Below are 24165 nucleotides of genomic sequence, written 5' to 3'. Positions count from 1 at the left end.
CATCGTGCTGCACGCCTCCATCGCGGCGGCGTCGGCGGGCGGCGCGATCGGCTCCCTCGTGGTCATCCTCACGTTGGTGAGACGGGTCCGGCGCGCGCACAATGACCAGGACGCATGATCCGTCCCGTTGAGGGGACGAATGACACAGAGCCGAGCTTGGGAACGAGGCGGTGGTGAAGGCACGTAGGTCCACGACAGGCCTGCCGCGCGCCGGAGGGAACGCCACGCCGGGACGGAGGAACCCGCTCGGCGCCAGCACCGGCCGCAGGTCGCGCGTGCGCGACCGGCCGTCGGCGACCGGCCGCGCCGGGGGCTGGTCCGGGAGACCGGCGCGCGACCGCGCCCGGATCGACGAAGTGCAGCAGGGGGTCCGCTACCGGCGCGTGTTCGTGACGCTGGTCGGGATGATCGTCGCCCTCTCGGCCGTCGTCGTGCTGGTCGGCACCGTGGGCCTGTTCAGGGAGACGCGCTCCCGGCCGCTGACCGCCGAGGAGCAGAACCGCTACAAGCAGGAGGAGATCGCCCGGCGCTGGCAGGCGTGGCCGAGCACCGGGATCTTCCCCGAGGAGCTGAAGTACCTCGGTCTCGACCGCGCCCAGCAGTACGCCAGACGGGTCGGCATCGCCCCCGAGGCGCGCTGCCGCGACGCCGTGGACCCGGCCGTCGGCGCCGTCCTGACCGAGCACGGGTGCGTCAGCATGCTGCGCGCCACGTACGTCGACCAGACCTCCACCTTCGTCTTCACCGTCGGCGTGGCCGTGCTGGAGGACGAGGAGGCGCGGGCCTCGGCCGGCGGGGACCTCGCCCAGGACGACCGGGTCGGCGTGCTGCCCGTCGCCTTCCCCGGCACCGTGACCGAGCGCTTCGGCGTCCAGCAGCGTCAGCGCACCGGCTGGGTCGGCGCCGGGCCCTACCTCGTCTTCACCACCGGCGGCTACGCCGACGGCCGCACCCGCGCCGCGATCGGGCCGGAGGAGAGCCTGCACAGCGAGCTGTGGCCGGCCGCCAGGTCCATCGGCAACCAGGTCGCCTACTTCCTGGCCGACCCGCCCAAGGTCCCGCCGTGCACCCAGGGGAACGTGTGCTAGCCGCCGTGCGCGCGCTGACCGCCGCCCTGCTCGTGCTGCAGACCCCCGCGCAGGCGCCCATCCGCGAACAGCAGCAGTGGGTGCTCGACGCGCTCAACGTCGAGCAGGCGTGGCGGACGACCAAGGGCGCCGGCGTCACCGTGGCCGTCATCGACAGCGCGGTGGACCCCGGCGCCAAGGAGCTGCGCGGCCGCGTCACCGTCGGCCCCGACATGAGCTCCGGCGCGGTGCGCCGCGAGGTGACCCCGGGCGCGCACGGCACCGCGATGGCCGGGCTCATCGCCGCCTCCGGCGCGGACGGCGGCTACGTCGGCGTCGCGCCCGAGTCCCGCGTGCTGTCCCTGCCGCTGGCGGTGTCGGAGGACCCCGACCGGGTGGACCCGCCGCTGGCCGAGGACCGCGCGGTGATCGAGAGCCCGCTCGCCCGCGCCCTGCGCTACGCGGTCGGCCAGGGCGCGCAGGTGGTCAGCATGTCCATCGGCACGTACGGGGCGCACCGGTCCGAGCGGGAGGCGGTCTCGTACGCGCTCGGCAAGGGCGTGGTGCTGGTCGCGGCCGTGGGCAACGACGGGCAGACGGAGTACGCCAGGGAGAACGGCACCTCCTACTGGAGCTTCCCCGCCGGGTACCCCGGTGTGATCGGCGTCGCGGCCGTGGACGAGCGGAGCAAGGTGGCCCCGTACAGCAGCGACAACCTGTCGGTGCTGGTCGCCGCGCCGGGGTCCGGGGTTCCCGTGATGAAGCGCGGCCGCGGTTACGGCACGTCGGAGGGCACCAGCGCGGCCGCGGCGCTGGTGGCGGGCGTCGCCGCCCTCGTCAAGGCGCGCCATCCCGGCCTGCGGCCCGACCAGGTGGCCCAGGCGCTGGCGGCGGGGGCCAAGGGCAGGCCGGCCGCCGGGTACGACGAGCGGACCGGCTTCGGCGTGGTCGACGCGGGCGCCGCGCTGAACGCCGCGGCCGGGCTCGCCGGGCAGCGGCGCAGCATCCCCGTACCGAGTGACCAGCACTTCGGGCAGGGCGAGGACTCCCCGCCGCCGTCGGCCCCGGGACCGGACCCGTGGCGGCTCTGGCTGTACGGACTCGGGGTTCTGGTGGCGCTTGTGCTGTTCTGTGGCGGGATCATGGTTCTCCACCAACGCAGACAGTGAAGATCCGCTAAGGTCGCGCCTCATGGGATACGAGCTGCGCGTGGTTCGTGAGTCGCCCATCGCCCTCGCGGACCTGGTGAAGGCGGTCGAGGCGGCGGGGTTCGGGCTGCGCGGGTCCGACGAGATCGTCGCCAGGCACGGCGACGGCGACCACGCCGTGGGGGCGTGGCGCGGCCAGGTGGTCGGGGAGCCCGGCTCCGACTGGCAGGTGGCGCAGCTGGTGCGGCTGTCGGGCGCGCTCGGCGCCCGGCTCGTCGGCGAGGACGGCGAGGTCTACGCGCTGCGCGACGGCGTGGTGGAGGTGCTGGCCGACGGCACGGCGCTGGCGATCGGCGCGTTCGACGAGATGCTCGCCGCGGGGCCGGCCGCGTGGACTCCCTGACCCCGTACGCCGAGCGGGTGCTCGACCTCGTCGAGCGGATCCCGCCCGGCCGGGTGATGTCCTACGGCGACGTCGCCGAGTATCTCGGCGAGGGCGGACCGCGCCAGGTCGGCCGGGTGATGTCCACCTGGGGCGGCGGCGTGCCCTGGTGGCGCGTGGTGCACGCCGACGGCACCGGCGCCCCCGGGCACGAGGCCCGCTGCCTGTCCCACTGGCGCGAGGAGGGCACCCCGCTGCGCGGCGAACGGGCCGACATGCGCCGCGCGCGCTGGGACGGGCGTTCAGCGGATTCACAGGAAGCACACTGACCTGCCTCTTCGCGAACAGCGCGAATTGGCTACATGTGACTCCTATTACCATAGGCAGAACATAGACGGCGGCCTGAAAGGCGGTGCCTACCCGATGGCTAACGGCGTAACAGCCCAGAGCCCGGGCGGCGAAGCGGTCCCCGACCGCCTCAAGGCTGTCCAGGACCTCTGCGACCGCGGTGAGCCGCTCGCCGACGTCATGACCCTGGTCGGGCCCGGCGGACGCGACCCGGTCTTCGACGCCGAGGTGCTCAGCGGGCCGCTGGGCGCGCGGATGGACCTGGCGGTCAAGCGCGGCCCCGCGACGCGGCGCGAACTCCTCGCCCTCGTGCGCCCGTACCTCGCCGGGGTGGATCCGAAGGTCAAGCGCGAGCTGCCGGTGGCCCGCCGTCTCATGTGCCACCTCATCGAGACCCGTTCCGACGAGGAACTGGCCGAGGGCGAGACCCTGGCCGAGGTCGTGGCGGCCGCCGCCGAGCCGTCCAGGCGCATCCGCAAGGGCCTGCGCTGGTACGCCGACCTGCCGTTCAAGGACGAGCTGCCGGCCGCGCTGTACCGGCTGCGCAAGGCCGACCTGGTGCCCGTCACGCACATCGACGACATCGTCTGGGACGGCGGCAGGCTGCGCATCTCCGGCTACGCCTACCTGGCCGGGCTGTCCGTCCGCAGCCGCCGCTTCAACTGGGCGACGGTGGTGCTGCGCGGCCCGCGCTGGCTGCCGCCGGTGCGCCTGCGCACCCGGCGCGTGCTCGCCCCCGAGGCCACCCACGGCGCCCGCGAGGTCGGCTGCAACTACGACTGGTCCGGCTTCACGGCCGAGCTCAACCCGTTCGCGCTGCGCTGGCGCGGCGCGGCCCGGGGCGTGGTCTCCGCGGTGCGCCGCCGGCTGCGCCGCCGCCCGGCCGTGGCCGACACCACCACGTGGCGGGCCGAGATCGTGTTCTGGAGCCGCGGCGCCCGGGCCACCGGCCTGCTGCGCGGCTACGGCGTCGGGCGCAGCGAGCGGCCCGCCGGACGTCAGCTCAGGCCCGGCTGGTGGGTCCGGCCGGTGTGGACCTCCGACCGCGCGCTCCAGGTGGCCTTCCAGCCCAACCGGGCCGAGCTCACCGGCGTCACCGTGGACGACGAGCACCTGAAGCTGAGGATCGCCATGCCCGGCCGGGTGGTGACCAAGGGTCACGCCAGGCTCGGCGGCCACCGGATCGCCGCCGACTTCACGCCCAAGGGCTCGGCCACCGAGGTGACGCTCGACCTGGCCGTGCCGACGCTGCTGCAGGAGAAGGACGGCCGCCGGCTCTGGGTCGAGCCGAAGGGGGACCCGGCCGCCACGGTCATGCTGGGCGACCTGGGGGAGACCCGGTTCACCAGCGGCGACCGCGAGATCACCGTGCTGGGCGACCGGCGCGACCGCGTGATCGTCTCCGCCCACCGCATCCGGCCCGTCATCGTCTCGGCCGGGTGGGAGGGCACCACGCTGGTCCTGCGCGGCAGCTACCCCGACGCCGCCGGGCCGCGCGCCCTCTCGCTGCGCCACCGCTCCGGGCTGTCCTACCAGCTGCCGATGGAGCGCACCGGCGAGCGGTTCGAGGTGCGGTTCGAGCCCGGCGCGATGGACCGCTTCGGCGAGCCCGTGCCGCTGGCCTCCGGCACCTGGAACCTGTCCATGCGGCACCCGTCCGGTGAGATCGTCCCGGTGCGGATGGACCACGCCGCGCTGGAGGGCCTGGACGAGACCCCGCGCACGGCCGGCGGCCACTGCTTCCGCTTCGTGTCCACCCGCTTCGACGTGCCGGTGGTGCTGTCGGAGGAGGACCGGCCGGCCAACGAGAAGGGCCTGGCGGGCACCCACGTGCTGCGCAAGGTCTTCTACCCGCAGCAGCGCACCGAGCCGCTCGGCGACGCCACCGTCTACGTGGTCAACGAGGGCCGGCTGTACGCCGACAGCGTCCGCGCGATCTACGAGGAGCGGCTGCGCCGCGGCGACGACCGTGAGCACATCTGGATCGTCAAGGACGGCGCGTTCACGCCGCCCGGCCCCGCCACCGTCGTGCGCACCGGCAGCCGCGAGCACAAGGCGGCGCTGGCCAGGTCCCGCTACATCGTGACGAACTCGTTCCTGCCCGTCTGGTTCCGCTCCCGCGAGGGCCAGGTGGTGCTGCAGACCTGGCACGGCACCCCGGTCAAGCACATCGGCAACGACCAGCCGCACATGCGGCGCGACCCGAGGCCGCCCGTCTGGCACCGCCAGGCCGCCGAGGTGCGCGGCTGGGACGTGCTGCTGTCGCAGTCGCCGTGGGCCACGCCCGTGCTGCGCAAGGCGTTCGGCTACCAGGGCGAGGTGCTGGAGAGCGGGCTGCCCCGCAACGACGTGCTGACCGCTCCCGACCGCGAGGAACTGGCGGCCAAGGTGCGCCGGCGCCTCGGGCTGGCCGAGGGCAAGCGGGTGGTCCTGTACGCGCCCACGTGGCGCGACTACGACCGCAAGAACGCCATGGTCAAGCTCGACCTGGCGAAGGCGCGGGAGGCGCTGGGCGCGGACCACGAGCTGCTGGTCCGGGGTCACCCGATGCAGGCGGTGCCCGCCGTTCCCGACATCGCTCACGACGTCACGACTTATCCGGATATTGCGGATCTGCTGTTGGTGGCGGACGTCCTGGTGACCGACTACTCGTCCGTCATGGTGGACTTCGCCGTGACCGGCAGGCCGATCGTGCTGTACGGCTACGACCTGGCCAAGTACGCGACCAAGCGCGGCCTCTACCTGGACCTGCCCGAGATCGCGCCGGGGCCGGTGCTGTCCACCTCGGCCGAGGTGGTCGACGCGCTGCGGTCGATCGACGAGGTGGCGGCGGCGCACGCCGACCGCTACGACGCCTTCCGCGCCACGTTCGCGCCCCGCGACGACGGCAAGGCCACCGCCCGCGTCGTGGACCACATCTTCTCCTGATCCTGCGTTCTCCCGCCCGGCGTGTCGGGCGGGAAAACCCAGATTTGCCCCGATACCCTGGTCGATCGCTCGGGAGACCGGTCAATCCGGCACGATCTACCCCTGTGGTCTGATGGAATCTAGGGTTGTGAGTGGTCAGGGCTGGCGACTGGTGCGCCGTGGCAACGGGGGGCCCGTTGAGCCTCCTGTGCTGGACGGGCACCAGCGCGCGGTGGTGGACCACCCGGGCGGCCCGCTGCTGGTCCTGGCCGGGCCGGGCACCGGCAAGACCACCACGATCGTCGAGAGCGTGGTCGACCGGATCGAGCGCCGGGGCGCCGACCCCGAGCGGGTGCTGATCCTCACCTTCAGCCGCAAGGCGGCCGGCGAGCTGCGCCAGCGCGTCACCGCCCGGCTGCGCCGCACCACCCGCACGCCGGTGGCCATGACCTTCCACTCCTACGCCTACGCGCTGCTGCGCCGCGAGGCGGTGCTGTCAGGCGAGCCGCCGCCCCGGCTGCTCACAGGGCCCGAACAACTGCTGGAGGTGCGGCGGCTGCTCCACGGCGAGCTGGAGGACGGCGCCCTCGACTGGCCGGACGACCTGCGCGAACCGCTCAGGACCCGGGGGTTCGCCGAGGAGCTGCGCGACTTCCTGTCCCGCGCCGCCGAACGCGGGCTCGACGGCGAGCGGCTCCAGGAGCTCGGCAGGCAGCACGGGCGCGCCGACTGGGTGGCCGTGGGCCGCTTCGCCGACCGCTACGAGAACCGCTTCGACCTCGACCCCGAGCCGACCCTCGACTACGCCGAGCTGATCGCCGAGGCCGGCAGGCTGCTCGCCGAGCCCGAGGTGCGGGCGCGGGAGCGGGCCGCCGTCGACGCCGTGTTCGTGGACGAGTACCAGGACACCGACCCGGCCCAGGAGTTCCTGCTCCAGCAGCTCGCCGGCGACGGGCGCGACCTGGTCGCGGTCGGCGACCCGGACCAGTCCGTCTACGGCTTCCGCGGCGCCGACGTGCACGGCATCCTGCGCTTCCCGCAGCGCTTCCGTACGCTCGACGGGCGCGACGCGCCGGTCCTGGCGCTGCGCGTGTGCCGCCGAGCGGGCGCCGACCTGCTGACCGCGTCCCGGCGGGTGGCCGCCCGGCTGCCGGCCGCGCCGATGCCCGACGAGCGCGGCACCCGTGGCCACCGCGACCTGACGCCGCTGCCCGACGCGCCGCCGGGCGAGGTGCGCGTGCTGCTGGCCGACAGCACCAGCCAGGAGGCGGCGGTGGTGGCCGACACGCTGCGCCGCGCCCACCTGGTCGACGGGGTGCCCTGGCACCGGATGGCGGTGCTGGTGCGCTCCGCCAAGCGCCAGGTGCCGCTGCTGCGCCGGGCGCTGGTCAACGCCGGCGTGCCCACGATGATCGCCGGCGACGAGGTGCCGATCGCCCAGGAGCCCGGCGTCCGTCCCCTGCTGACCCTGCTCAGGGTCGCGATCGACCCGGCGGAGCTGGACGAGAACGTCGCGGAGGAGCTGCTGACCGGGCCGCTCGGCGGCACCGACATGATCGGCGTGCGCCGCCTCCGCCGCGCGCTCAAGATCGCCGACAACGAGGTCGCCGCCGACCCCCCAGAACTGCCGTACGTGCCGCGCTCGTCCGGCGAGCTGCTCGTCGCCGCGATCAGGGACCCCCGCGAGCTCGTACGGATCGAGCCGCACGTCGCCGTGCCCGCCGAGCGCGTCGCCAGGCTGCTGACCACCGCCCGCGCCGCGCTCGACGAGCAGGGGAGCGCCGAAGAGGTGCTGTGGGCCGTCTGGCAGGCCAGCGGGCTGGCCGCGAGGTGGTCCGACACGAGCCTGACCGGCGGCACCCGCGGCGCCCAGGCCGACCGGGACCTCGACGCGGTCGTGGCGCTGTTCGACCAGGCGGCCCGGTTCGTCGACCGGATGCCCAAGGCGGGGCCCGAGGTGTTCCTGGACGACCTGGCCTCCCAGGAGATCCCCGGCGACACGCTGTCCGAACGCGCCCCCGACGGCGACGCCGTGCGCGTGCTGACCGCCCACCGGGCCAAGGGGCTGGAGTGGGACGTGGTGGTGGTGACGGGCGTGCAGGAGGCCGTCTGGCCCGACCTGCGGCTGCGCGGCACCCTGCTGGGCGTGGACGACCTCGTCGAGGTGGTCGAGGGCGGCCGGCCGAACGCCGCCTCGCTCGCCTCCAAGCTGCTGGCCGAGGAGCGGCGGCTGTTCTACGTGGCCGCCACCCGCGCCCGCCACCGGCTCGTCGTCACCGCCGTCGGCGGCGAGGACACCGACGAGCGGCCGTCCAGGTTCCTGTCGGAGCTGATGCCGGGCGCCGTCGAGGAGGCCGGGGCCGGCGACCGGTCGCGCTGGCTCAGCATGCCCGCGCTCGTGGCCGACCTGCGCAGCGCGGTCACCGACCCCACCAAACCGGCCGGGATGCGCAGGAACGCGGCCAGGCAGCTCGCCAGGCTCGCCGCCGCGGGCGTCTCCGGCGCCCACCCCAACGACTGGTACGCGCTCACCCCGATCTCCGACGACCGGCCGTTGAGCTGGCCCGACGACGTCGTCACCATCTCCCCTTCCGCCGTGGAGAGCTTCACCAAGTGCGGCCTGCGCTGGCTGCTGGAGACGGCCGTCGGCGCCGCCGGCACCAGCAGCGCGCAGGGCCTCGGCAACGTCATCCACGCGCTGGCCGTGCTCGCCGCCACCGGCCTGCCCGACGAGAACATGCTCGGCAAGCGCCTCGACGACGTCTGGAAGGAGCTCGACTTCGGCGGCGCCTGGTTCAACCGCAAGCAGCGCCAGGTGGCCGAGCAGATGATCGGCAAGTTCCTGCGCTGGCAGCGGGAGAACGGCCGCGACCTGGTCGCCCTGGAGGAGTCGTTCGTGGCCACCATCGCCGAAGGCGTCCAGATCAAGGGCCGGGTCGACCGGCTGGAGCGGGACGAGGACGGCCGTGCGGTGATCATCGACCTCAAGACCGGCGGCGCCAAGCCCAAGCCCGGCGAGCTCGACCGCCACCCGCAGCTCGGCGTCTACCAGCTCGCCGCGCTGCTGGGCGCGTTCGCCAGGCACGGCATGGACGAGCCGGGCGGCGCCGCGCTCGTCCAGCTCGGCAAGGCCGCCGGCAAGAACGACGCGATCGAGCAGAAGCAGGGCGCGCTCGCCGACGACCAGAACCCCGGCTGGGCCGCTGACCTGGTCGACACCGTCGCGATCGGCATGTCCGGCCCCGTCTTCCAGGCCAGGGCGAACGACGGCTGCCGCACCTGCGCCGCCAGGTCGAGCTGCCCCGTGAACGACAGCGGGGGACAGGTGTGCTGAACCCGGTCGAACTGGCCGACAAGCTCGGCATCCTGCCGCCCACCCCCGAACAGGCCGCCGTCATCGAGGCTCCGCTGGAGCCGATGGTCGTCATGGCGGGAGCGGGCTCGGGCAAGAGCGAGACCATGGCCGGCCGCGTCGTCTGGCTGGTCGCCAACGGCCTCGTCAAGCCCGCGAACGTGCTCGGCCTCACCTTCACCCGCAAGGCCGCCGCCGAGCTGGCCGCCCGCGTCAGGGAACGGCTCTCCGGGCTGGTCGAGGCCGGCCTGGCCGAGCCCGAGCTGCTGCATGACGAGCCGGCCGTCTCCACCTACCACGCCTACGCCTCGCGCCTGGTCACCGACCACGCGCTGCGCGAGGCGCTGGAGCCCACCATGCGGCTGGTCACCCCGGCCGTCTCCTGGCAGCTCGCCTCGCGGGTCGTCGCCCTGTACGACGGGCCGATGGACAAGGTCGAGCTGGGCCCCGCCTCGGTCACCGCCGCCGTCCTGGAGCTCGCCGGCGAGCTGTCGGAGCACCTGCGCGGGCCCGAGGACGTGCGCCGGATCGGCGCCTGGCTCCACGAGCGGCACGCCGCGCTGCCCGGCCGCGTCACCAAGGCGCAGGGCAGGCCGCTCGCCGTGCACGCCGCCAGGGAGCAGCTGCTGCCGCTCGTCGAGGCGTACGAGCGGCTCAAGCGCAGGCGCGAGGTCATCGACTACGGCGACCAGATGGCGCTGGCGGCGCGGATCGCCGCCAACCACAAGGAGGTCGGCGAGATCGAGCGCTCCCGCTTCGCGGTGGTGCTGCTCGACGAGTACCAGGACACCAGTCACGCCCAGCTCGTGCTGCTGCGCTCGCTGTTCGGCGGCGGCCACCCGGTCACCGCCGTCGGCGACCCGTGCCAGTCCATCTACGGCTGGCGCGGCGCCTCGGCCGGCAACCTGCGCCGTTTCCCCGCCGACTTCCGCACCGCCTCCGGCGACCCGGCCCCGGCGCGCCGGCTCAGCGTCAGCTTCCGCAACGGCGACCGGGTGCTCGACGTCGCCGCCCGGGTCCAGCTCCCGCTGCGGATGGAGGCCCGCGAGGTGCCCGTGCTCGTGCCCGGGCCCAACCGGGTGGACCGGGGCCGCGTCACCTGCGCCTTCCACGAGACCGCCGGGGACGAGGCGGCGTGGATCGCCGGGATGATCGGCAAGATGCTCGGCCAGGAGGTCGCGCCCGACGGGCTGCCCTGGGGCGAACGGGAGCGCAAGAAGACCCTCGCCATCCAGCCGCAGGACGTCGCCATCCTGGCCCGCAAGCGCTCGCAGTTCCCCGCCCTGCGCAAGGCGCTGGAGGACCGCGACATCCCGGTCGAGGTGGTCGGTCTCGGCGGCCTGCTCACCGTGCCGGAGGTGAGCGACATCGTGGCCACCCTGCGCGTGCTCTACGACGCGACCGCGGGCGACGCGCTGGCCCGGCTGCTGGCCGGGCCGCGCTGGCGCATCGGCCCCGCCGACCTGCGGGCGCTCGGCGACCGCGCCCGCGAGCTGGTCCGCCAGTCCCGCGAGAGCCGCCACGAGGACGACCCGCTGGAGCAGGCCGTCGCCGACCTGGCCGACGAGCAGGGCAGCCTCATCGACGCGCTGGACGAACTGCCCGACAGGGAGGAGTGGCTGGCGTCGTTCTCGCCCCTGGCCGCCACCCGGCTGGTCGCGTTCGCGCACGAGCTGCGCCAGCTCCGCGCGCACGCCGCGCAGCCGCTGCCCGACCTGATCAGCGAGGTGGAGCGGCGGCTCGGCCTGGACATCGAGGTGGCGGCGCGCAGCGGCACGGCGAGCGCGTTCGCCGCCAGGGCGGACCTGGACGCGTTCCTGGACGCGGCCTCCCGGTTCGCCGGCGACGCCGAGGACCCGACGCTCGGCGCGTTCCTCGCCTACCTGGAGGCCGCCGAGAGCGAGGAGTTCGGGCTGGAAGGCGGCAGGGTCGGCGAGAGCAACAGCGTCAAGCTGATGACCGTGCACGCCTCCAAGGGCCTGGAGTGGCCGGTCGTGGTCGTGCCCGGCCTGTCGCAACTGGCCAACTCCTCGGGCGCGATCACCACGGGCAGCGTCTTCCCCGCCACGCCGGTCGTCAACGGCCGCTGGACGGAGAACCCGCGCAAGCTGCCCTACCCGCTGCGCGGCGACGCCGCCGACCTGCCGCGGCTGCCGGGCCTCGGCAAGGAGGACCTGGCCGTCTTCGACGAGCTCTGCCGCGCCAGGGACCTCATGGAGGAGCGGCGGCTGGCGTACGTGGCCGTCACCCGCGCCCACTACCACCTGATCGCCTCCGGCTACCGGTGGGGCACCGCGTCCAAGCCGCTCGCGCCGTCGGACTTCCTGCTGGAGATCCGCGACACCGCCGACCGGGTCGCGGTCTGGGCCTCCGACCTCGAACCCGGCGCCGCCAACCCGCTGCTGGCCGAGCCGCCCCAGGCCCTCTGGCCGGTGGAGCCCGCCGGTCTGCGGTACGAGTCCGTCCTCGACGGCGCCCGGCTGGTGGAGGACGCGCTCGCGGGCGGCCTCGACCCCGCCGAACACGAGGAGGAGGCGCTCCGCTCCTTCGAGGAGGAGCGCGTCGCGGCCTGGGAGCGCGACACCGACCTGCTGCTGCGCGAACGCGAGCTGCATCGGCGGCCCGACTCCACCACCGTCGAGCTGCCCGCCAGGCTGACCGTCTCCTCCCTGGTCACGCTGGCGGCCGACCCGCGCGAGCTGGCCCGCCGGATCCGCCGCCCGGTCCCGATCAAACCCGCCCCGCTGGCCCGCCGCGGCACCTCCTTCCACAGGTGGCTGGAGACCCGGTGGGACCAGCAGCGGCTCATCGACGACTTCGAGCTCGGCCTGGACGCCGAACCGGAGGAGGCCGACGTGCGGCTGGCGGAGCTGCGCGAGCGGTTCGAGGAGAGCGAGTGGGCCGATCGGCGGCCGGTCGACATGGAGGTCCCGTTCGAGACCATGATCGCCGATCGGCTGGTGCGCGGCCGCATGGACGCCGTGTTCGAGCTGCCCGGCGGCCGCTACGAGGTCGTCGACTGGAAGACCGGACGCCCGCCCCAGGGCAAGGCGGCCCGCGCCGCGTCGGTCCAGCTCGCCGCCTACCGGCTGGCCTGGTCCCACCTGGCCGGCGTGCCGCTGGAGCGGGTGGGCGCGGCCTTCCACTACGTGCGGGCCAACCGCACCGTCCGGCCGGTGGACCTCCTCGACGCCGACGGCCTCGTCGCCCTCATCGAGGCGGTGCCCGCCGAGTCCCCTTCCGGGATCTTCCCGGAGCGGCCATAGGATGACAGCGGATTCGGAAGGGTGGGCCCGTGGAAACGCGTGCGGAAGAGCAACTCATCGGACCGCTGCTCCTCGCCCGGGGCACCGTCGACAGGTCGGCGGCACGCAGGGCCAACACCGCCTGGCTCGAACAGGCCTGGAACGACCCCTCGACCCGGGTGCTCGTCATCGACAGCGGCCGCACGCTCGTCGAACGCGCCGGCGACGAGGTGCGGGCGGTGCTCTACACCCCGGCCGAGGCGCCGCCGGGTGAGCGCTTCCTGCTCGGCGTCGCCGACGGCGTCACCTACTTCGCCGTGGCGGCCCCGCTGCCCGGCGGCTCGGCGGGCGACGTCAACGGCCGCGTCACCGTGCCGATGAGCCCGCAGGACGCCGCCGAAGGCCGTCCGGTGCCGGCCGGGCTGCGCCAGGTGGGCGGCCTGCTCGGTGACCGCGACGCCGGTCTCCTGGTCTACGCCGTGGCGCTGGAGGCCTGGCACGGCGCGCACCAGTTCTGCCCGCGCTGCGGCGCGCGCACGACCGTCGAGGCGAGCGGCCACATCCGCGTCTGCCCCCGCGACGGCAGCCAGCACTTCCCCCGCGTCGACCCGGCGGTCATCATGCTGATCCGCGACCCCGACGACCGCTGCCTCCTGGCCCGCGGCCCGCAGTGGCCGGAGGGCCGGCTGTCGATCCTGGCCGGGTTCGTCGAGCCGGGCGAGTCGCTGGAGGCCGCCGTCATCCGGGAGGTGGCCGAGGAGGTCGGCATCGTCGTGGCCGACCCGCGCTACCTCGGCAGCCAGCCGTGGCCCTTCCCGCGCAGCCTCATGCTCGGCTTCTTCGCCAACGCCCTGTCCACCGACCTCGTCCCCGACGCCGAGGAGATCGCCGAGGCCCGCTGGTTCTCCCGGGAAGACCTGGCCCGCGCGCTCCGGACCGGCGACGTCCGCCTCCCGCCCCCGGTCTCCATCGCCCGCCGGCTCATAGAGACCTGGTACGGCAGCCCGCTCACGGGTGACTGGTAGGCCATGTTCACTTAGTGTGAAAACCAAGCCACGGTAAGTGACTGAAGGGCTACGCTCATGCACATGAACGAAACCCAGGTCCAGGAGATCTTGGACATCGAGCGCCAGAAGCTGGCCATCCACGTCGCCGCCGCCGAGATGCGCATGGACGACAAGGACCGGGCCTCCGAGCAGCGCATGATCGAAGCGATCACCAACGTCGTCACCGACGCGGTCGTCACCCTCAAGGCCGAGATGTCCCTCATGCGCGACGAGCTGCGAGGCGAGATCCAGGACGTCCGCGCCGAGCTCAAGGCCGACATCCACGGGCTGCGCGCGGAGCTGAAGGAGGAGATCCAGAGCGTCCGTACGGAGCTGAAGGAGGAGATCCAGAGCGTCCGTACGGAGCTGAAGGAGGAGATCCAGAGCGTGCGCACAGAGCTCAAGGGCGATATCGCCCGGCTGGAGCGCAAGCTCGACAACCACACACACTGATGAGACCTGGGTGACCTAAACACCCAGGTCTCGGTGGCGATGCTAGCCAAGTCTCGAGCCCTCCGGCGGCGAAGCCGGGGGCTCGAGCATCTTTCAGGCCGCTTCCAGGAGAGCCTTGACCTCGCGGGCGGACGGGTTGGTGCGGACGATGCGCCCCTGGGGGGTCTCGATGACCACCGTCGGCACCACCTGGTTGCCGCCGTTGACGCTCATGACGAACGCGGCCGCGTCGGGGTCGCGCTCGATGTCGACCTCGTCGAAGCTGATGCCCTCGCGGGCCAGCTGGGACTTGAGCCGCTTGCAGGGGCCGCACCACGTGGTGCTGTAGACCGTGAGCGCCATCTCTGGAGAATCCCTCCAAGGTCAGGGGAAAAGACAGGCGTCCGGTGCAACACCGCGCGCCGCCTGGTTAATCCCTCACCCGATGCGGGCGGTGATCCACGCCTGGACGCGCTCGGCCACGCCCGGCTCGCGGTAGAGGGCGGAGCTGTGCGACTGGCCCGGCATGGTGATGGTCTCGACGGGCACGCCGAGCTTGCCGAGGGACTGCTTGAGCAGTTCGCTCTGGGCCGGCGGCACGAACTCGTCCTGCGCGTGCACGGTGAGCATCGGGGCGTCCTTGCGGCTGGCGTGCCAGGAGACCTCCATGCTGGCCCACACCCGGGAGCACTTGCCCTTGGGGTGGCAGTCCCCGGCCAGCCGGACCGCCGCCCTGCGCAGCCGCAGCTTGTTGAGGTCGGTGGCCGCGGCCCCATCGGTGTAGGCGCGCAGCGGGGAGATGATCGGCGACAGCCCGACCACGCCCTTCAGCCCCTGCATGCCGTTGCCGAAGGTGCCGACGGCGGCGGCGATGTGGCCGCCGGCGGAGAACCCCACCACCACGTAGTTCTTCGCGTCGAAGGCCCACCGGTCGGCGTGGCGGCGGGCGGCGGCGATCGCGGCCAGCGCGTCGGTGCGCTGCGCGGGCCAGGCGGCGTGGGTCGACAGCCGGTAGTTGATGTTGAAGACGGTGTAGCCCAGATCGGCGAACGAGCGGGTGATCTGCGTCATGCCCCTCTTGTCGCCGCTGGACCACCAGCCGCCGTGGATGATGAAGACCCCGGGCCGTTGCATGCCGTCGGGGGTCCACCACACGTCCATCTGCTGGCGGTGGTGCTTGCCGTAGGAGATGGTCTCCTTGGACAGGCCGCCGATGCCGTCGGGGTCGGTCGTCATCGTCGCCGCGGGACCCGGCGTCGGATCCTGCGCCGCCTGCGCGCTCACCGGGGCAAGCGTCACAAAAGCGAGCGCGATCGCGCTCAAGGCAACCGCTGTGCGCACGGCCTTCCTTCCTCCCCCATCACCTGGACTGGCCCATTGTGGTGGAAGAGGCCGGTCGTTTGCATCTCGTTGGCAGTGAAACAGGTGACACCGCTGGTTGACAGAATGGCACCCGGACCGCCACCGACTGGGAGGATGGACAGGTGAGCAGCGTGGACGACGTGCTGTCCGGGCTCGATCCCGAGCAGCGTGAGGTGGCCGAGACCGTGCGCGGGCCGGTGTGCGTGCTGGCCGGCGCCGGCACGGGCAAGACCAGGGCCATCACCCACAGGATCGCGCACGCGGTGCGCGGCGGGGTGGTCGACGCGCGGAGCGTGCTCGCCGTGACGTTCACCACACGCGCGGCGGGGGAGCTGCGTCAGCGGCTGCGGCACCTGGGCGCCCCGGGGGTGCAGGCGCGCACGTTCCACGCCGCCGCGCTGCGGCAGCTCACCTACTTCTGGCCGCGGGTGATCGGCGGCACGCCGCCGTCGGTGATCGAGTCCAAGCTGCCGGTCCTGGTCGAAGCCTGCCGCGCCGTCAGAAGAAGCCCCGATCGCGCCGAGCTGCGCGACATCGCCGCCGAGGTCGAATGGGCCAAGGTCACCCAGATCGGGCCCGAGGACTACGTCGCCGCCGCCGCCAAGCACCATCGCACCCCTCCGATCCCCGCCGAGGAGGTGGCGCGGCTGTACGAGGCGTACGAGCGGATCCGGCGTGAGCGTCACCTGCTCGACTTCGAGACGATCCTGGAGCTGACCGCGGCGGTGATGACCGAGCACGCCGAGGTCGCCGCCCAGATCCGCCAGCAGTACCGTTACTTCGTCGTCGACGAGTACCAGGACGTCAACCCCCTGCAGAAGCTGCTGCTCGACACCTGGCTCGGCGGCCGGGACGACCTGTGCGTGGTCGGCGACCCCAACCAGACGATCTACTCCTTCACCGGCGCGACCCCGCGCTACCTGACCGGGTTCGCGGTCGAGTTCCCGAACGCCGCCGTCATCAAGCTGGTGCGCGACTACCGCTCCACCCCCCAGGTGGTCGACCTGGCCAACCTCGTCATCGCCAAGAGCAGGTCGCCGCACCGCCTGGAGCTCGTCGCGCAGCGTCCCGACGGGCCCAGGCCGGTGTTCGCCCACTACGACGACGAGCCCGCCGAGGCCGCCGGCGTCGCGCGCGGCATCCGCAAGCTGATGGAGCAGGGCGTCCCGTCCCGCGAGATCGCGGTGCTCTTCCGTACCAACTCGCAGTCCGAGGCCTACGAGGAGGCGCTGTCGAAGGCGGAGATCCCGTACGTGGTGCGCGGCGCCGACCGGTTCTTCGAGCGGGCCGAGGTGCGCCAGGCCGTCGTGCTGCTGCGGGGCGCGGCCCGCTCCCACTCGGGTGAGCCGCTGGCCGCCGAGGTGCACCACATCCTGGCCGGCGTCGGGCTGACCCCCGCGCCGCCCGGCGGCGGCAAGGCGCGCGAGAAGTGGGAGTCGCTCAAGGCGCTGGCCGACCTGGCGGAGGACCTGGCGGCGGAGGGCGCCGACCTGCCGGCGTTCGTGGCCGAGCTGGAGCGGCGCGCGGCCGAGCAGCACGCGCCGCCCGTCGAGGGCGTCACGCTCGCCTCCCTGCACGCCGCCAAGGGGCTGGAGTGGGACGCGGTCTTCCTCGTCGGGCTCACCGACGGCATGGTGCCGATCATCTACGCGGAGACGCCGGAGCAGATCGAGGAGGAGCGCCGGCTGCTGTACGTGGGCATCACCCGCGCCCGCCGCCATCTGTCCCTGTCGTGGGCGCTGGCCCGGTCGCCGGGCGGACGCAAGAGCCGCCGCCCGAGCCGGTTCCTCGACGGGCTGACGGGCCGCCCGTCCGCGCCCGCCAGGGTCGCCTCTCCCGCCCGCGAGCGCCGCGAGCCGGCGGCCCCGGTCAGCTGCCGGATCTGCGCCAAGACCCTGGTCGCGGCCGCCGAGCAGAAACTGGGCCGGTGCGCGACCTGCCCCGCCGACTACGACGAGGCGCTGCTGGAGAGCCTCAAGGCGTGGCGCACGGCCACGGCCAAGGAATCCAAGATCCCGCCGTACGTCGTGTTCACGGACGTGACGCTGCAGGCCATCGCCGAGCGGGTGCCGACGACCGAGCAGGAGCTGCTGTCGATCGCGGGCATCGGCCGGGTCAAGCTCGACCGCTACGGGGAGGCGGTGCTCGGCCTGTGCCGTGGCGGCGGACACTGAGCTCGTCCCACCGTCGCGTACGCTGTGCTGTCGTTTCGCGGCCCGGAGCGGAGCCATCGTAACCGCCGCGAAACCACGCAATGCCACTATGAGGGGGCGAGTCCGGGGGGTCTCGCGTTCCGACATGAAGGGGGATGGGTGAACGAGGCCCTGAAGGAAGTGCTCGACCTGCTCGACCTGGAGCAGATCGAGCACGACATGTTCCGCGGCCGGAGCCCCGAGGAGCGCATCCAGCGCGTCTTCGGCGGGCAGGTCGCCGCGCAGGCCCTCGTCGCCGCAGGCCGCACCGTGCCGTCCGGCAAGAACGTCCACTCGCTGCACGCCTACTTCATCCGCCCCGGCGACCCAGCCGTCCCGATCGTCTACGACGTCGAACGCGTCCGCGACGGTCGCTCGTTCAGCACCCGGCGGGTGGTGGCGATCCAGCACGGCAAGGCGATCTTCACGATGTCGGCCTCGTTCCACATCGAGGAGCCCGGCATCGAGCACCAGGCCTCGGCGATGCCGGCCGTGCCCGCCCCCGAGACCCTGCCGACCTTCCAGGAGCAGATCACCGCGCTCGTCGGCGAGGACCACGAGCAGCGCGAGTGGCTGGCCAGGCCGCGCCCGGTCGACGCCCGCTACGTCTCCCCGCTGGTCTGGGAGGCGCATCTCGATCCCGACCTGCGCAGCGCCGAGACCAACGTCTGGTTCCGCTTCGACGCCGACCTGCCCGACGACCCGCTGCTGCACGTCGTGCTGGGCGCCTACGCCTCCGACTACACCCTGGTCGACACGGTCCTGCTCGCGCACGGGCTGGCCTGGGGCACCAGCGACATCATGGGCGCCTCGCTCGACCACGCGATGTGGTTCCACCGGCCGTTCAGGGCCGACGAATGGCTGCTGTACGCGCAGGAGTCGCCGTGGGCCGGAGGGGCCCGGGGGCTGGCGCGCGGCGAGATGTTCAACGCCTCCGGTGAACTCGTGGTGTCCGTGGTTCAGGAGGCCATGATCCGCACGACATTGTCACGAAATCGCAGGTAGAAAATACGTTGCCCAACGCCGGGATCCCGGTTTAGGGTCATGCACAAGCGAGTCGGGCGGTTCCTGCCCGACGATCCCAGAGCGGAGGTGAGTCACAGTGATCAGCATCAACCCGCAGGCCACGCAGTGGCTCGTTTCCGCATGCCGTGACTCGGTGAGGCTCGTCGATGGGCCGGCCAGGCTGCGGCAGGACGAGTATGCCCGTCGCCAGGATTCCGTGTCGTACGCGCGCGCCCACGGTGGCGCCGCCGCTGCGAGCGCTCCTGTCTTCGGCGCCGCCGCTGCTCTGGGCATGCCCGCGCTCGTCCCGGGCGCCGAAGTGCCGACCCAGCCGATCGCCAAGCGTGGAGTGGGTCCGCAACCCTGGAGGGATGCTCCGGTCATAACCTGACCGGCACACAGCAGCCCCCAGGCCGCGGATCCGCAAACAGGATCCGCGGCCTCTTTGTTTGTCCGTGATCCCGATCACCCACGAGGTGTGTCCCGACCGAAACAAAAGGTTCGATCAAAGGAGAAAACTGATGGGGGCGAAGACGATCATGGACCTGATCGACGAAGCCGAGATCCCCTGTCGTACCGACCCTGACCTGTGGTTCGCCGAGTCGCCGGAGGACGTCGAGTTCGCCAAGGCGCTCTGCACCGGGTGCCCGATCCAGAAGACCTGCCTCGAGCGCGCGCTCGAAAGGGAGGAGCCCTGGGGCGTGTGGGGCGGCGAACTGATCCTCCGCGGCACCATCGTGCCCCGCAAGCGGCCTCGTGGCCGTCCGCGGAAGCACCCCGTCGCGGCCTGAACCACTGATCCTGCAACAACCACCAGAAAGAGGAAATCCGATGAGCCTGGTCCCGACGAGCGGCGACTTCTCGGCCCCGTATCTCTACCATGAACTGGTCAAAGACCGAATACGGACCCTCCACCGCGAGGCGGAGGAGCACCGCATGGCCGCCCGCATCACCCGCGTCCGCAAGGCGCGGCGCGACGTCCGGCGCGCCAACGAGCGCCTCAGCCGGGCGCTGAGCCTGGGGCTGTGATCGGGAGATCCTGCCGCCGGCGCAGGATCTCCCACCGAGAAGAAGACCCGCGTGGAACGACGGTTCCGCGCGGGTCTTCCGCGTTTCCCCTCGTGCGGCGTGCTGACCTCGTGCGGCGTGGCGACGCTCGTGTGGGCCGCCCACTCGTGCCGTGTTCGCGGCGGGCGCCGGCGGCTGATCGTTTTCAGCGGTGCAGGAAGGCGTCCGCGCTGCGTGCCGGGGTCAGATCGAGCCGGCGCAGCAACTGCGCGTTCAGCGCCACCACCACGGTCGAGGCCGACATGAGAAGCGCTCCGACACTCATCGGCAGCACGAACCCGATCGGCGCGAGCACCCCCGCCGCCAGGGGCACCGAGATCAGGTTGTAGCCGGCGGCCCACCACAGGTTCTGCTTCATCTTCCGATAGCCGGCCCGCGACAGCTCGATGACGGAGAGCACCGAGCGCGGATCCGAGGAGGCGAGGATGACTCCCGCCGAACCGATCGCGACGTCCGTGCCGGCGCCGATCGCGATGCCGACGTCGGCCTGGGCCAGGGCGGGGGCGTCGTTGACGCCGTCACCGACCATGGCCACCCTCTTGCCTTCGGCCTGCAGTTCGGCGACCTTGGCAGCCTTGTCCTCCGGCCGGACGCAGGCGAACACCCGGTCGACGCCGAGGTCGCGGGCGACGGTGTCGGCGACGGCCTGCGCGTCACCGGTGATCATCATGACCTGGGCTCCGGCGGCGTGCAGGGCGTCGACGGCGTCGCGGGACTCGGGCCGGATCTCGTCGGCCAGGCGGAGCGCGCCGATCACCCGGCCATCGGCCACGACGTGCAGGATGATCGCGCCCTCCGCGCGCCAGTCGCGGGCGACGGGAAGCTCGTCCAGGCCGTGGTCGTCAAGGAGGTACGGCCCGCCGACCTCGACCGCCGTGCCGTCCACGCGCGCGCTGACGCCGACCGCCGGGGAGGAGGAGAAGCCGGTGGCCGCAGGCACGTCCAGGCCGCGGGCCCGCGCCGCGCCCACCACGGCCCTGGCCAGGGGGTGCTCGCTGTCGCTCTCCGCCGCCGCGGCCAGGGCCAGCACCTCGTCCTCGTCGCGGCCGCTGACCGGCTCGATCCCGGTCACGGCCGGCTCACCCTTGGTCAGGGTGCCGGTCTTGTCGAACAGGACCGTGTCGACCGTACGCATCGACTCCAGCGCCAGCCGATCCTTGATCAATACGCCGCCGCGCGCGGCGCGCTCGGTGGCGATGGACACCACCAGCGGGATCGCCAGGCCGAGAGCGTGCGGACAGGCGATGACGAGCACGGTGATGGTCCGCACGACCGAGGCGTCCGGCATGCCGAGGAGCGTCCAGACGACGCCGGCGATCGCGGCCGACCCCAGCGCGAACCAGAACAACCACCTCGCCGCGGTGTCGGCGACGCGCTGAGCCCGCGACGAGGAGGCCTGGGCGTCGGCCACGAGCTTCCGGATGCCGGCCAGGGCGGTGTCCTCGCCGATGGCGGTGACCTCGACCCTGAGGCCGGAGTCGGTGGCCACGGTTCCGGCCACCACCTGATCGCCGAAGGAACGGCGGACGGGCCTGGACTCTCCAGTGATCATGGACTCGTTCATGCTCGCGGAACCGTCGACGATCTTCCCGTCGGCGGGCACCGAGGCGCCGGGACGGACGATCACGACGTCCCCCACCACCAGGTCGGACGGCGCGACCTTGACCACCTCGGTCCCCGCGACCTTCTCCGCCTCGTCAGGCAGCAGGGCCGCCAGGGAGTCCAGCGCCGAGCTGGTCTGAGCCAGGGAGCGCATCTCGATCCAGTGGCCCAGCAGCATGATGACCACCAGCAGGGCCAGCTCCCACCAGAAGTTCAGCCGGTGATCGAGCACGTGCAGGCTCGCGCCCCAGGAGGCGACGAACGCCACCGTGATGGCCAGGCCGATGAGCAGCATCATGCCCGGCTTGCGGGAACGGATCTCCGAGACCGCCCCCGTCAGGAACGGCCGGCCGCCCCACAGGTAGATGACGGTGCCCAGGGCCGGCGAGACCCACCGCACCCACGCCGCACGGGGGAGCTCATAGCCGACGAGATCGGCGAACATCTCGTTCAACCCCACGACCGGGACGGCCAGCGCCAGCATGATCCAGAACAGCCGCCGGAACCGCCCGACATGATCGCCACCATGGCCGCCACCATGATCGCTACCATGGCCGCCGCTGCCTGGGTGCGCTTGAGCGGTCCCGTCCCGTCGATGGCCGGACGCGCCGGATTCAGGAGCGTGCTGGTGTCCGTGGTGTGCGCTCACCCTCCGACTCTATGCCCCTGAGGGGTATCTCCTCGATGAACGGACGCGGGTCCGCTGGGAACGGAGCCTGGGCGGCAGTGGGGTCAGGCGGTGGCGAGGGCCTTGGCGTCAGTGTCGTCGGGGTCGTCGGAGAAGCCGGGAACCCACCGGATCACCTCGTCGCGGAAGCGGGCCGTGGTGCCCAACTGGCACAGGACGCCGATCCCGGCGAGGTGCACCCGGTGGATGAGCACGTACGAGGGAGGCAGGTTGAGCTGACGGACCACGTTGCCCGGCCGCAGGTCCGTCACCGAAGCCGCCTGCGTCTGCAGCCACTCGCGGCTGAAGGTGAACTCCTCCACGGCCGTCGGCTCGACGTAGGGCGCGAGGAAGGCGCGCAGCGCGTCGGGGTCGATCTCGATGCCGGGCCGGATGAACCCCTCCGCGCGCAGCCCGGCGATCACGGTGTCCATGTCGCCCTGGTTGAAGATGCGGGTGAGCTGGCCGAACGCCAGTGGGTAGCCGCCCCGGTTGACCGCGCCGAAGTCGAGAATCCCGAGCCTGCCGTCGGGCAGCATGCGGAAGTTGCCCGGATGGGGGTCGGCGTGCAGCATGCTGACCCTGGCGGGGGAGCAGAACAGGAAGCGCACGAACAGCAGCCCGGCCCGGTCGCGCTCCTCTTTCGTGCCCTCGGTGATCACGCGGGAGAGCGGCACGCCGTCCATCCACTCGGTGATCAGCACGGTCTCGTTGGCGGCGATGACGTCGGGCACGAGGAAGTCGGGGTCACCGTGGAACTCCAGCGCGAACGCGTGCTGCGCCTCGGCCTCGCGGAGGTAGTCGAGCTCCTCGGCGATCCGCTCGCGCAGCTCGGCGAGCACCGACTTGATGTCGAGACCCGGCATGAGCACCCCGAACAGCTTGCCGAGCCTGGCGAGCTGGGTGAAGTCGCCGAGCAGAGCCTTGCCGGCGCCGGGGTACTGGATCTTGACCGCGGCCTCGCGGCCGTCGTGCCACACGGCGCGGTGCACCTGGCCGATGGAGGCGGCGGCGGTCGGCTCGTCGTCGAACGACCGGAAGTGGTCACGCCAGTCGTCGCCGAGCTGCTCGGCCAGCACCTTGTGGACGGTGGCGACCGGCAGCGGGGGCGCGGCGTCCTGCAGCCTGGTGAGCGTGGCCCGGTAGGGGGCGACGATCTCGGCCGGCAGCGCGGCCTCGAAGATGGACAGCGCCTGGCCGAGTTTCATGGCGCCGCCCTTGAGCTCGCCCAGCACCTTGAAGATCTGCTCGGCGGTGCGCTGCTGGATCTCCTCGGCGACCACTTCGGCGGACTTGCCGCCGATGCGCTTGCCCAGCCCGAGCGCGGTGCGTCCGGCGAAACTGAGGGGCAGGGTGGCCAGTTTGGCGGAGCGCGTGACGGCACGGCGAGGAAGATCGCTCATCCTGATCTGCGGAGTCTCGGCAGAGACGCCGCTTCCCCCCTTCGACGGTCGTTGCCTACGCAGGTCACTCGCAGGCAGCTGACATGACCATTGTTAGCGGATATGGATTGTCTCGTATACAACGACATTGCGCGTGGATTGCCCAAGATCGGTAGCTCCAGCGTCGATCAGGCGATATGTCGGTTGTGCCGTTCATCACAGCCGAGGCGTGATTATCAAGGTAGTCGAGAGCGTGACCGGTCACCGCGGCGGCCACCGAGGCCGCCGCCGCGGCGTCGCAGGCGATCTCCCCGGGGGGATAGCCGCCGAGCCGGGCGGTGACGAGCGGCCAGCCCGGGTCGTGGTCCCGTCTGATCAAGTCCAGGCAGTGCAAACAGGCGGTCTGCCCAGGTATAACAAACGGACCCGCCAATCCATGCCCTTCGAAGGCGGATCCGAGCAGATGCGGGATGCGCAGCGCCATCAACTCGTTGACCAGCACCATGTCGAGCGGCCGCACCGGCGTGAGAATCACCAGGTCGGGCCGCTCGGTGCCGTCGCCCAGAAAAGGCCCGCCCGCCAGCACCTCCACCGCGGCGCGCGCCCCGGGCCGCCCCCAGCCCTCCGCCCTCTCGCCGGACCGCCCCGGCGCGTCGCCGGGGTCGGCCCGCCGCGCCGCGCCCGCCTCTCGCGTCATCCCGACCTCGGCCCACGTCAGCCCACCGGGCACCAGGTCACGGGGTCGCGCCGGCTCGGGATCGAACACCCGGATCCGGCCCACGCCCGCCGCCGCCAGGAGCGCGACCACCTGCGCCCCCACCCGCCCGGCGCCGTAGACCCGCACCCGCGAGTCCGCCCTGCGCCGCAGCGCCGCCCGCCCGGCCCCCGGCGCGGCCCCGGCCAGCGCCATCGCGTCGAGGTCGGGCCGCATCCGGTCGAGGGCGGCCAGGGACAGCGGGA

Annotated in this window: 19 protein-coding genes; 14 read left to right on the top strand and 5 right to left on the bottom strand. The window is 72.7% G+C overall.

Annotated elements, in window-relative coordinates; all coding sequences use genetic code 11:
- Window positions 1-173 precede the first annotated feature (173 nt).
- The 9 genes from OUY22_RS24225 to OUY22_RS24185 all read left to right on the top strand — a co-directional run bounded on the left by OUY22_RS24225 (window position 174) and on the right by OUY22_RS24185 (window position 13948).
- A complete protein-coding gene (locus tag OUY22_RS24225; RefSeq protein ID WP_270157429.1) occupies window positions 174-1088 on the top strand; it encodes a hypothetical protein in 915 nt (304 codons plus the stop codon).
- A 5-nt stretch (window positions 1089-1093) separates the two neighbouring features.
- Window positions 1094-2236, top strand: a complete 1143-nt coding sequence (locus OUY22_RS24220) for a S8 family serine peptidase (protein ID WP_270157428.1) — start codon at window positions 1094-1096, stop codon at window positions 2234-2236.
- A 22-nt stretch (window positions 2237-2258) separates the two neighbouring features.
- Window positions 2259-2618 (top strand): hypothetical protein, encoded by a 360-nt coding sequence (locus tag OUY22_RS24215; protein WP_270157427.1) that lies wholly within the window; start codon window positions 2259-2261, stop codon window positions 2616-2618.
- A complete protein-coding gene (locus tag OUY22_RS24210; protein ID WP_270157426.1) occupies window positions 2606-2926 on the top strand; it encodes an MGMT family protein in 321 nt (106 codons plus the stop codon). The genes OUY22_RS24215 and OUY22_RS24210 overlap by 13 nt, the downstream gene beginning before the upstream one ends.
- 94 nt (window positions 2927-3020) lie before the next feature.
- Window positions 3021-5873: a CDP-glycerol glycerophosphotransferase family protein gene (locus tag OUY22_RS24205; RefSeq protein ID WP_270157424.1), complete on the top strand. Its 2853-nt coding sequence runs from the start codon at window positions 3021-3023 to the stop codon at window positions 5871-5873.
- Between the two features lie 187 nt (window positions 5874-6060).
- Complete coding sequence (locus OUY22_RS24200) at window positions 6061-9186, top strand: ATP-dependent helicase (RefSeq protein ID WP_270157423.1); 3126 nt, start codon at window positions 6061-6063, stop codon at window positions 9184-9186.
- The gene (locus OUY22_RS24195) at window positions 9180-12470 is read left to right on the top strand and encodes an ATP-dependent helicase (protein ID WP_270157422.1); all 3291 of its coding nucleotides are present in this window, start codon (window positions 9180-9182) and stop codon (window positions 12468-12470) included. Before OUY22_RS24200 ends, OUY22_RS24195 begins: the two co-directional genes overlap by 7 nt.
- Before the next feature lie 29 nt (window positions 12471-12499).
- Complete coding sequence (gene nudC, locus OUY22_RS24190) at window positions 12500-13474, top strand: NAD(+) diphosphatase (RefSeq protein WP_270157421.1); 975 nt, start codon at window positions 12500-12502, stop codon at window positions 13472-13474.
- Window positions 13475-13537: 63 nt separating this feature from the next.
- Window positions 13538-13948, top strand: a complete 411-nt coding sequence (locus OUY22_RS24185; protein WP_270157420.1) for a hypothetical protein — start codon at window positions 13538-13540, stop codon at window positions 13946-13948.
- A 93-nt stretch (window positions 13949-14041) separates the two neighbouring features.
- On the opposite strand, the gene OUY22_RS24180 is transcribed toward OUY22_RS24185, so the two are convergent.
- Window positions 14042-14290, bottom strand: coding sequence for a glutaredoxin family protein (locus tag OUY22_RS24180; RefSeq protein WP_270157419.1), 249 nt, complete (start codon window positions 14288-14290; stop codon window positions 14042-14044).
- Window positions 14291-14365: 75 nt separating this feature from the next.
- Complete coding sequence (locus tag OUY22_RS24175) at window positions 14366-15211, bottom strand: alpha/beta hydrolase (RefSeq protein ID WP_270157418.1); 846 nt, start codon at window positions 15209-15211, stop codon at window positions 14366-14368.
- A gap of 209 nt (window positions 15212-15420) precedes the next feature.
- Here OUY22_RS24175 and OUY22_RS24170 point away from each other — a divergent pair, with 209 nt between their 5' ends.
- The 5 genes from OUY22_RS24170 to OUY22_RS24150 all read left to right on the top strand — a co-directional run bounded on the left by OUY22_RS24170 (window position 15421) and on the right by OUY22_RS24150 (window position 19515).
- Window positions 15421-17463, top strand: a complete 2043-nt coding sequence (locus OUY22_RS24170) for an ATP-dependent DNA helicase UvrD2 (RefSeq protein WP_270157430.1) — start codon at window positions 15421-15423, stop codon at window positions 17461-17463.
- A 138-nt stretch (window positions 17464-17601) separates the two neighbouring features.
- Window positions 17602-18486, top strand: coding sequence for an acyl-CoA thioesterase II (tesB, locus tag OUY22_RS24165; protein ID WP_270157417.1), 885 nt, complete (start codon window positions 17602-17604; stop codon window positions 18484-18486).
- A gap of 97 nt (window positions 18487-18583) precedes the next feature.
- On the top strand, window positions 18584-18877 hold the full coding sequence (locus OUY22_RS24160) for a hypothetical protein (RefSeq protein ID WP_270157416.1): 294 nt from the start codon (window positions 18584-18586) through the stop codon (window positions 18875-18877).
- Between the two features lie 130 nt (window positions 18878-19007).
- Entirely contained in the window at window positions 19008-19277 is a 270-nt protein-coding gene (locus OUY22_RS24155; protein WP_270157415.1) for a WhiB family transcriptional regulator, read from the top strand.
- Between the two features lie 40 nt (window positions 19278-19317).
- On the top strand, window positions 19318-19515 hold the full coding sequence (locus OUY22_RS24150; protein ID WP_270157414.1) for a hypothetical protein: 198 nt from the start codon (window positions 19318-19320) through the stop codon (window positions 19513-19515).
- A 184-nt stretch (window positions 19516-19699) separates the two neighbouring features.
- Here OUY22_RS24150 and OUY22_RS24145 read toward each other — a convergent pair whose 3' ends face one another.
- The 3 genes from OUY22_RS24145 to OUY22_RS24135 form a co-directional block, all read right to left on the bottom strand.
- Complete coding sequence (locus OUY22_RS24145; RefSeq protein ID WP_408638196.1) at window positions 19700-21640, bottom strand: heavy metal translocating P-type ATPase; 1941 nt, start codon at window positions 21638-21640, stop codon at window positions 19700-19702.
- A 248-nt stretch (window positions 21641-21888) separates the two neighbouring features.
- Window positions 21889-23226, bottom strand: a complete 1338-nt coding sequence (locus OUY22_RS24140; RefSeq protein WP_270157412.1) for an ABC1 kinase family protein — start codon at window positions 23224-23226, stop codon at window positions 21889-21891.
- A gap of 64 nt (window positions 23227-23290) precedes the next feature.
- A partial coding sequence (locus OUY22_RS24135) for a ThiF family adenylyltransferase (RefSeq protein ID WP_270157410.1) occupies window positions 23291-24165 on the bottom strand: 875 nt, incomplete at its 5' end.

Source organism: Nonomuraea corallina (assembly GCF_027620315.1).
Lineage (GTDB): Bacteria > Actinomycetota > Actinomycetes > Streptosporangiales > Streptosporangiaceae > Nonomuraea > Nonomuraea corallina.
The sequence above is the reverse complement of the archived record's forward strand: the minus strand, read 5'-3'. Positions and strand labels throughout refer to the sequence as shown.

What these genes read in the sequence shown, in the direction of transcription:
- OUY22_RS24145 (WP_408638196.1), bottom strand. Translation starts at nt 21,640, where the DNA reads ATGCTGGCGCTGGCCGTCCCGGTCGTGGGGTTGAACGAGATGTTCGCC.
- OUY22_RS24215 (WP_270157427.1), top strand. Translation starts at nt 2,259, where the DNA reads ATGGGATACGAGCTGCGCGTGGTTCGTGAGTCGCCCATCGCCCTCGCG.
- OUY22_RS24180 (WP_270157419.1), bottom strand. Translation starts at nt 14,290, where the DNA reads ATGGCGCTCACGGTCTACAGCACCACGTGGTGCGGCCCCTGCAAGCGG.
- OUY22_RS24205 (WP_270157424.1), top strand. Translation starts at nt 3,021, where the DNA reads ATGGCTAACGGCGTAACAGCCCAGAGCCCGGGCGGCGAAGCGGTCCCC.
- OUY22_RS24185 (WP_270157420.1), top strand. Translation starts at nt 13,538, where the DNA reads ATGAACGAAACCCAGGTCCAGGAGATCTTGGACATCGAGCGCCAGAAG.
- OUY22_RS24150 (WP_270157414.1), top strand. Translation starts at nt 19,318, where the DNA reads ATGAGCCTGGTCCCGACGAGCGGCGACTTCTCGGCCCCGTATCTCTAC.
- OUY22_RS24140 (WP_270157412.1), bottom strand. Translation starts at nt 23,226, where the DNA reads ATGAGCGATCTTCCTCGCCGTGCCGTCACGCGCTCCGCCAAACTGGCC.
- OUY22_RS24155 (WP_270157415.1), top strand. Translation starts at nt 19,008, where the DNA reads ATGGGGGCGAAGACGATCATGGACCTGATCGACGAAGCCGAGATCCCC.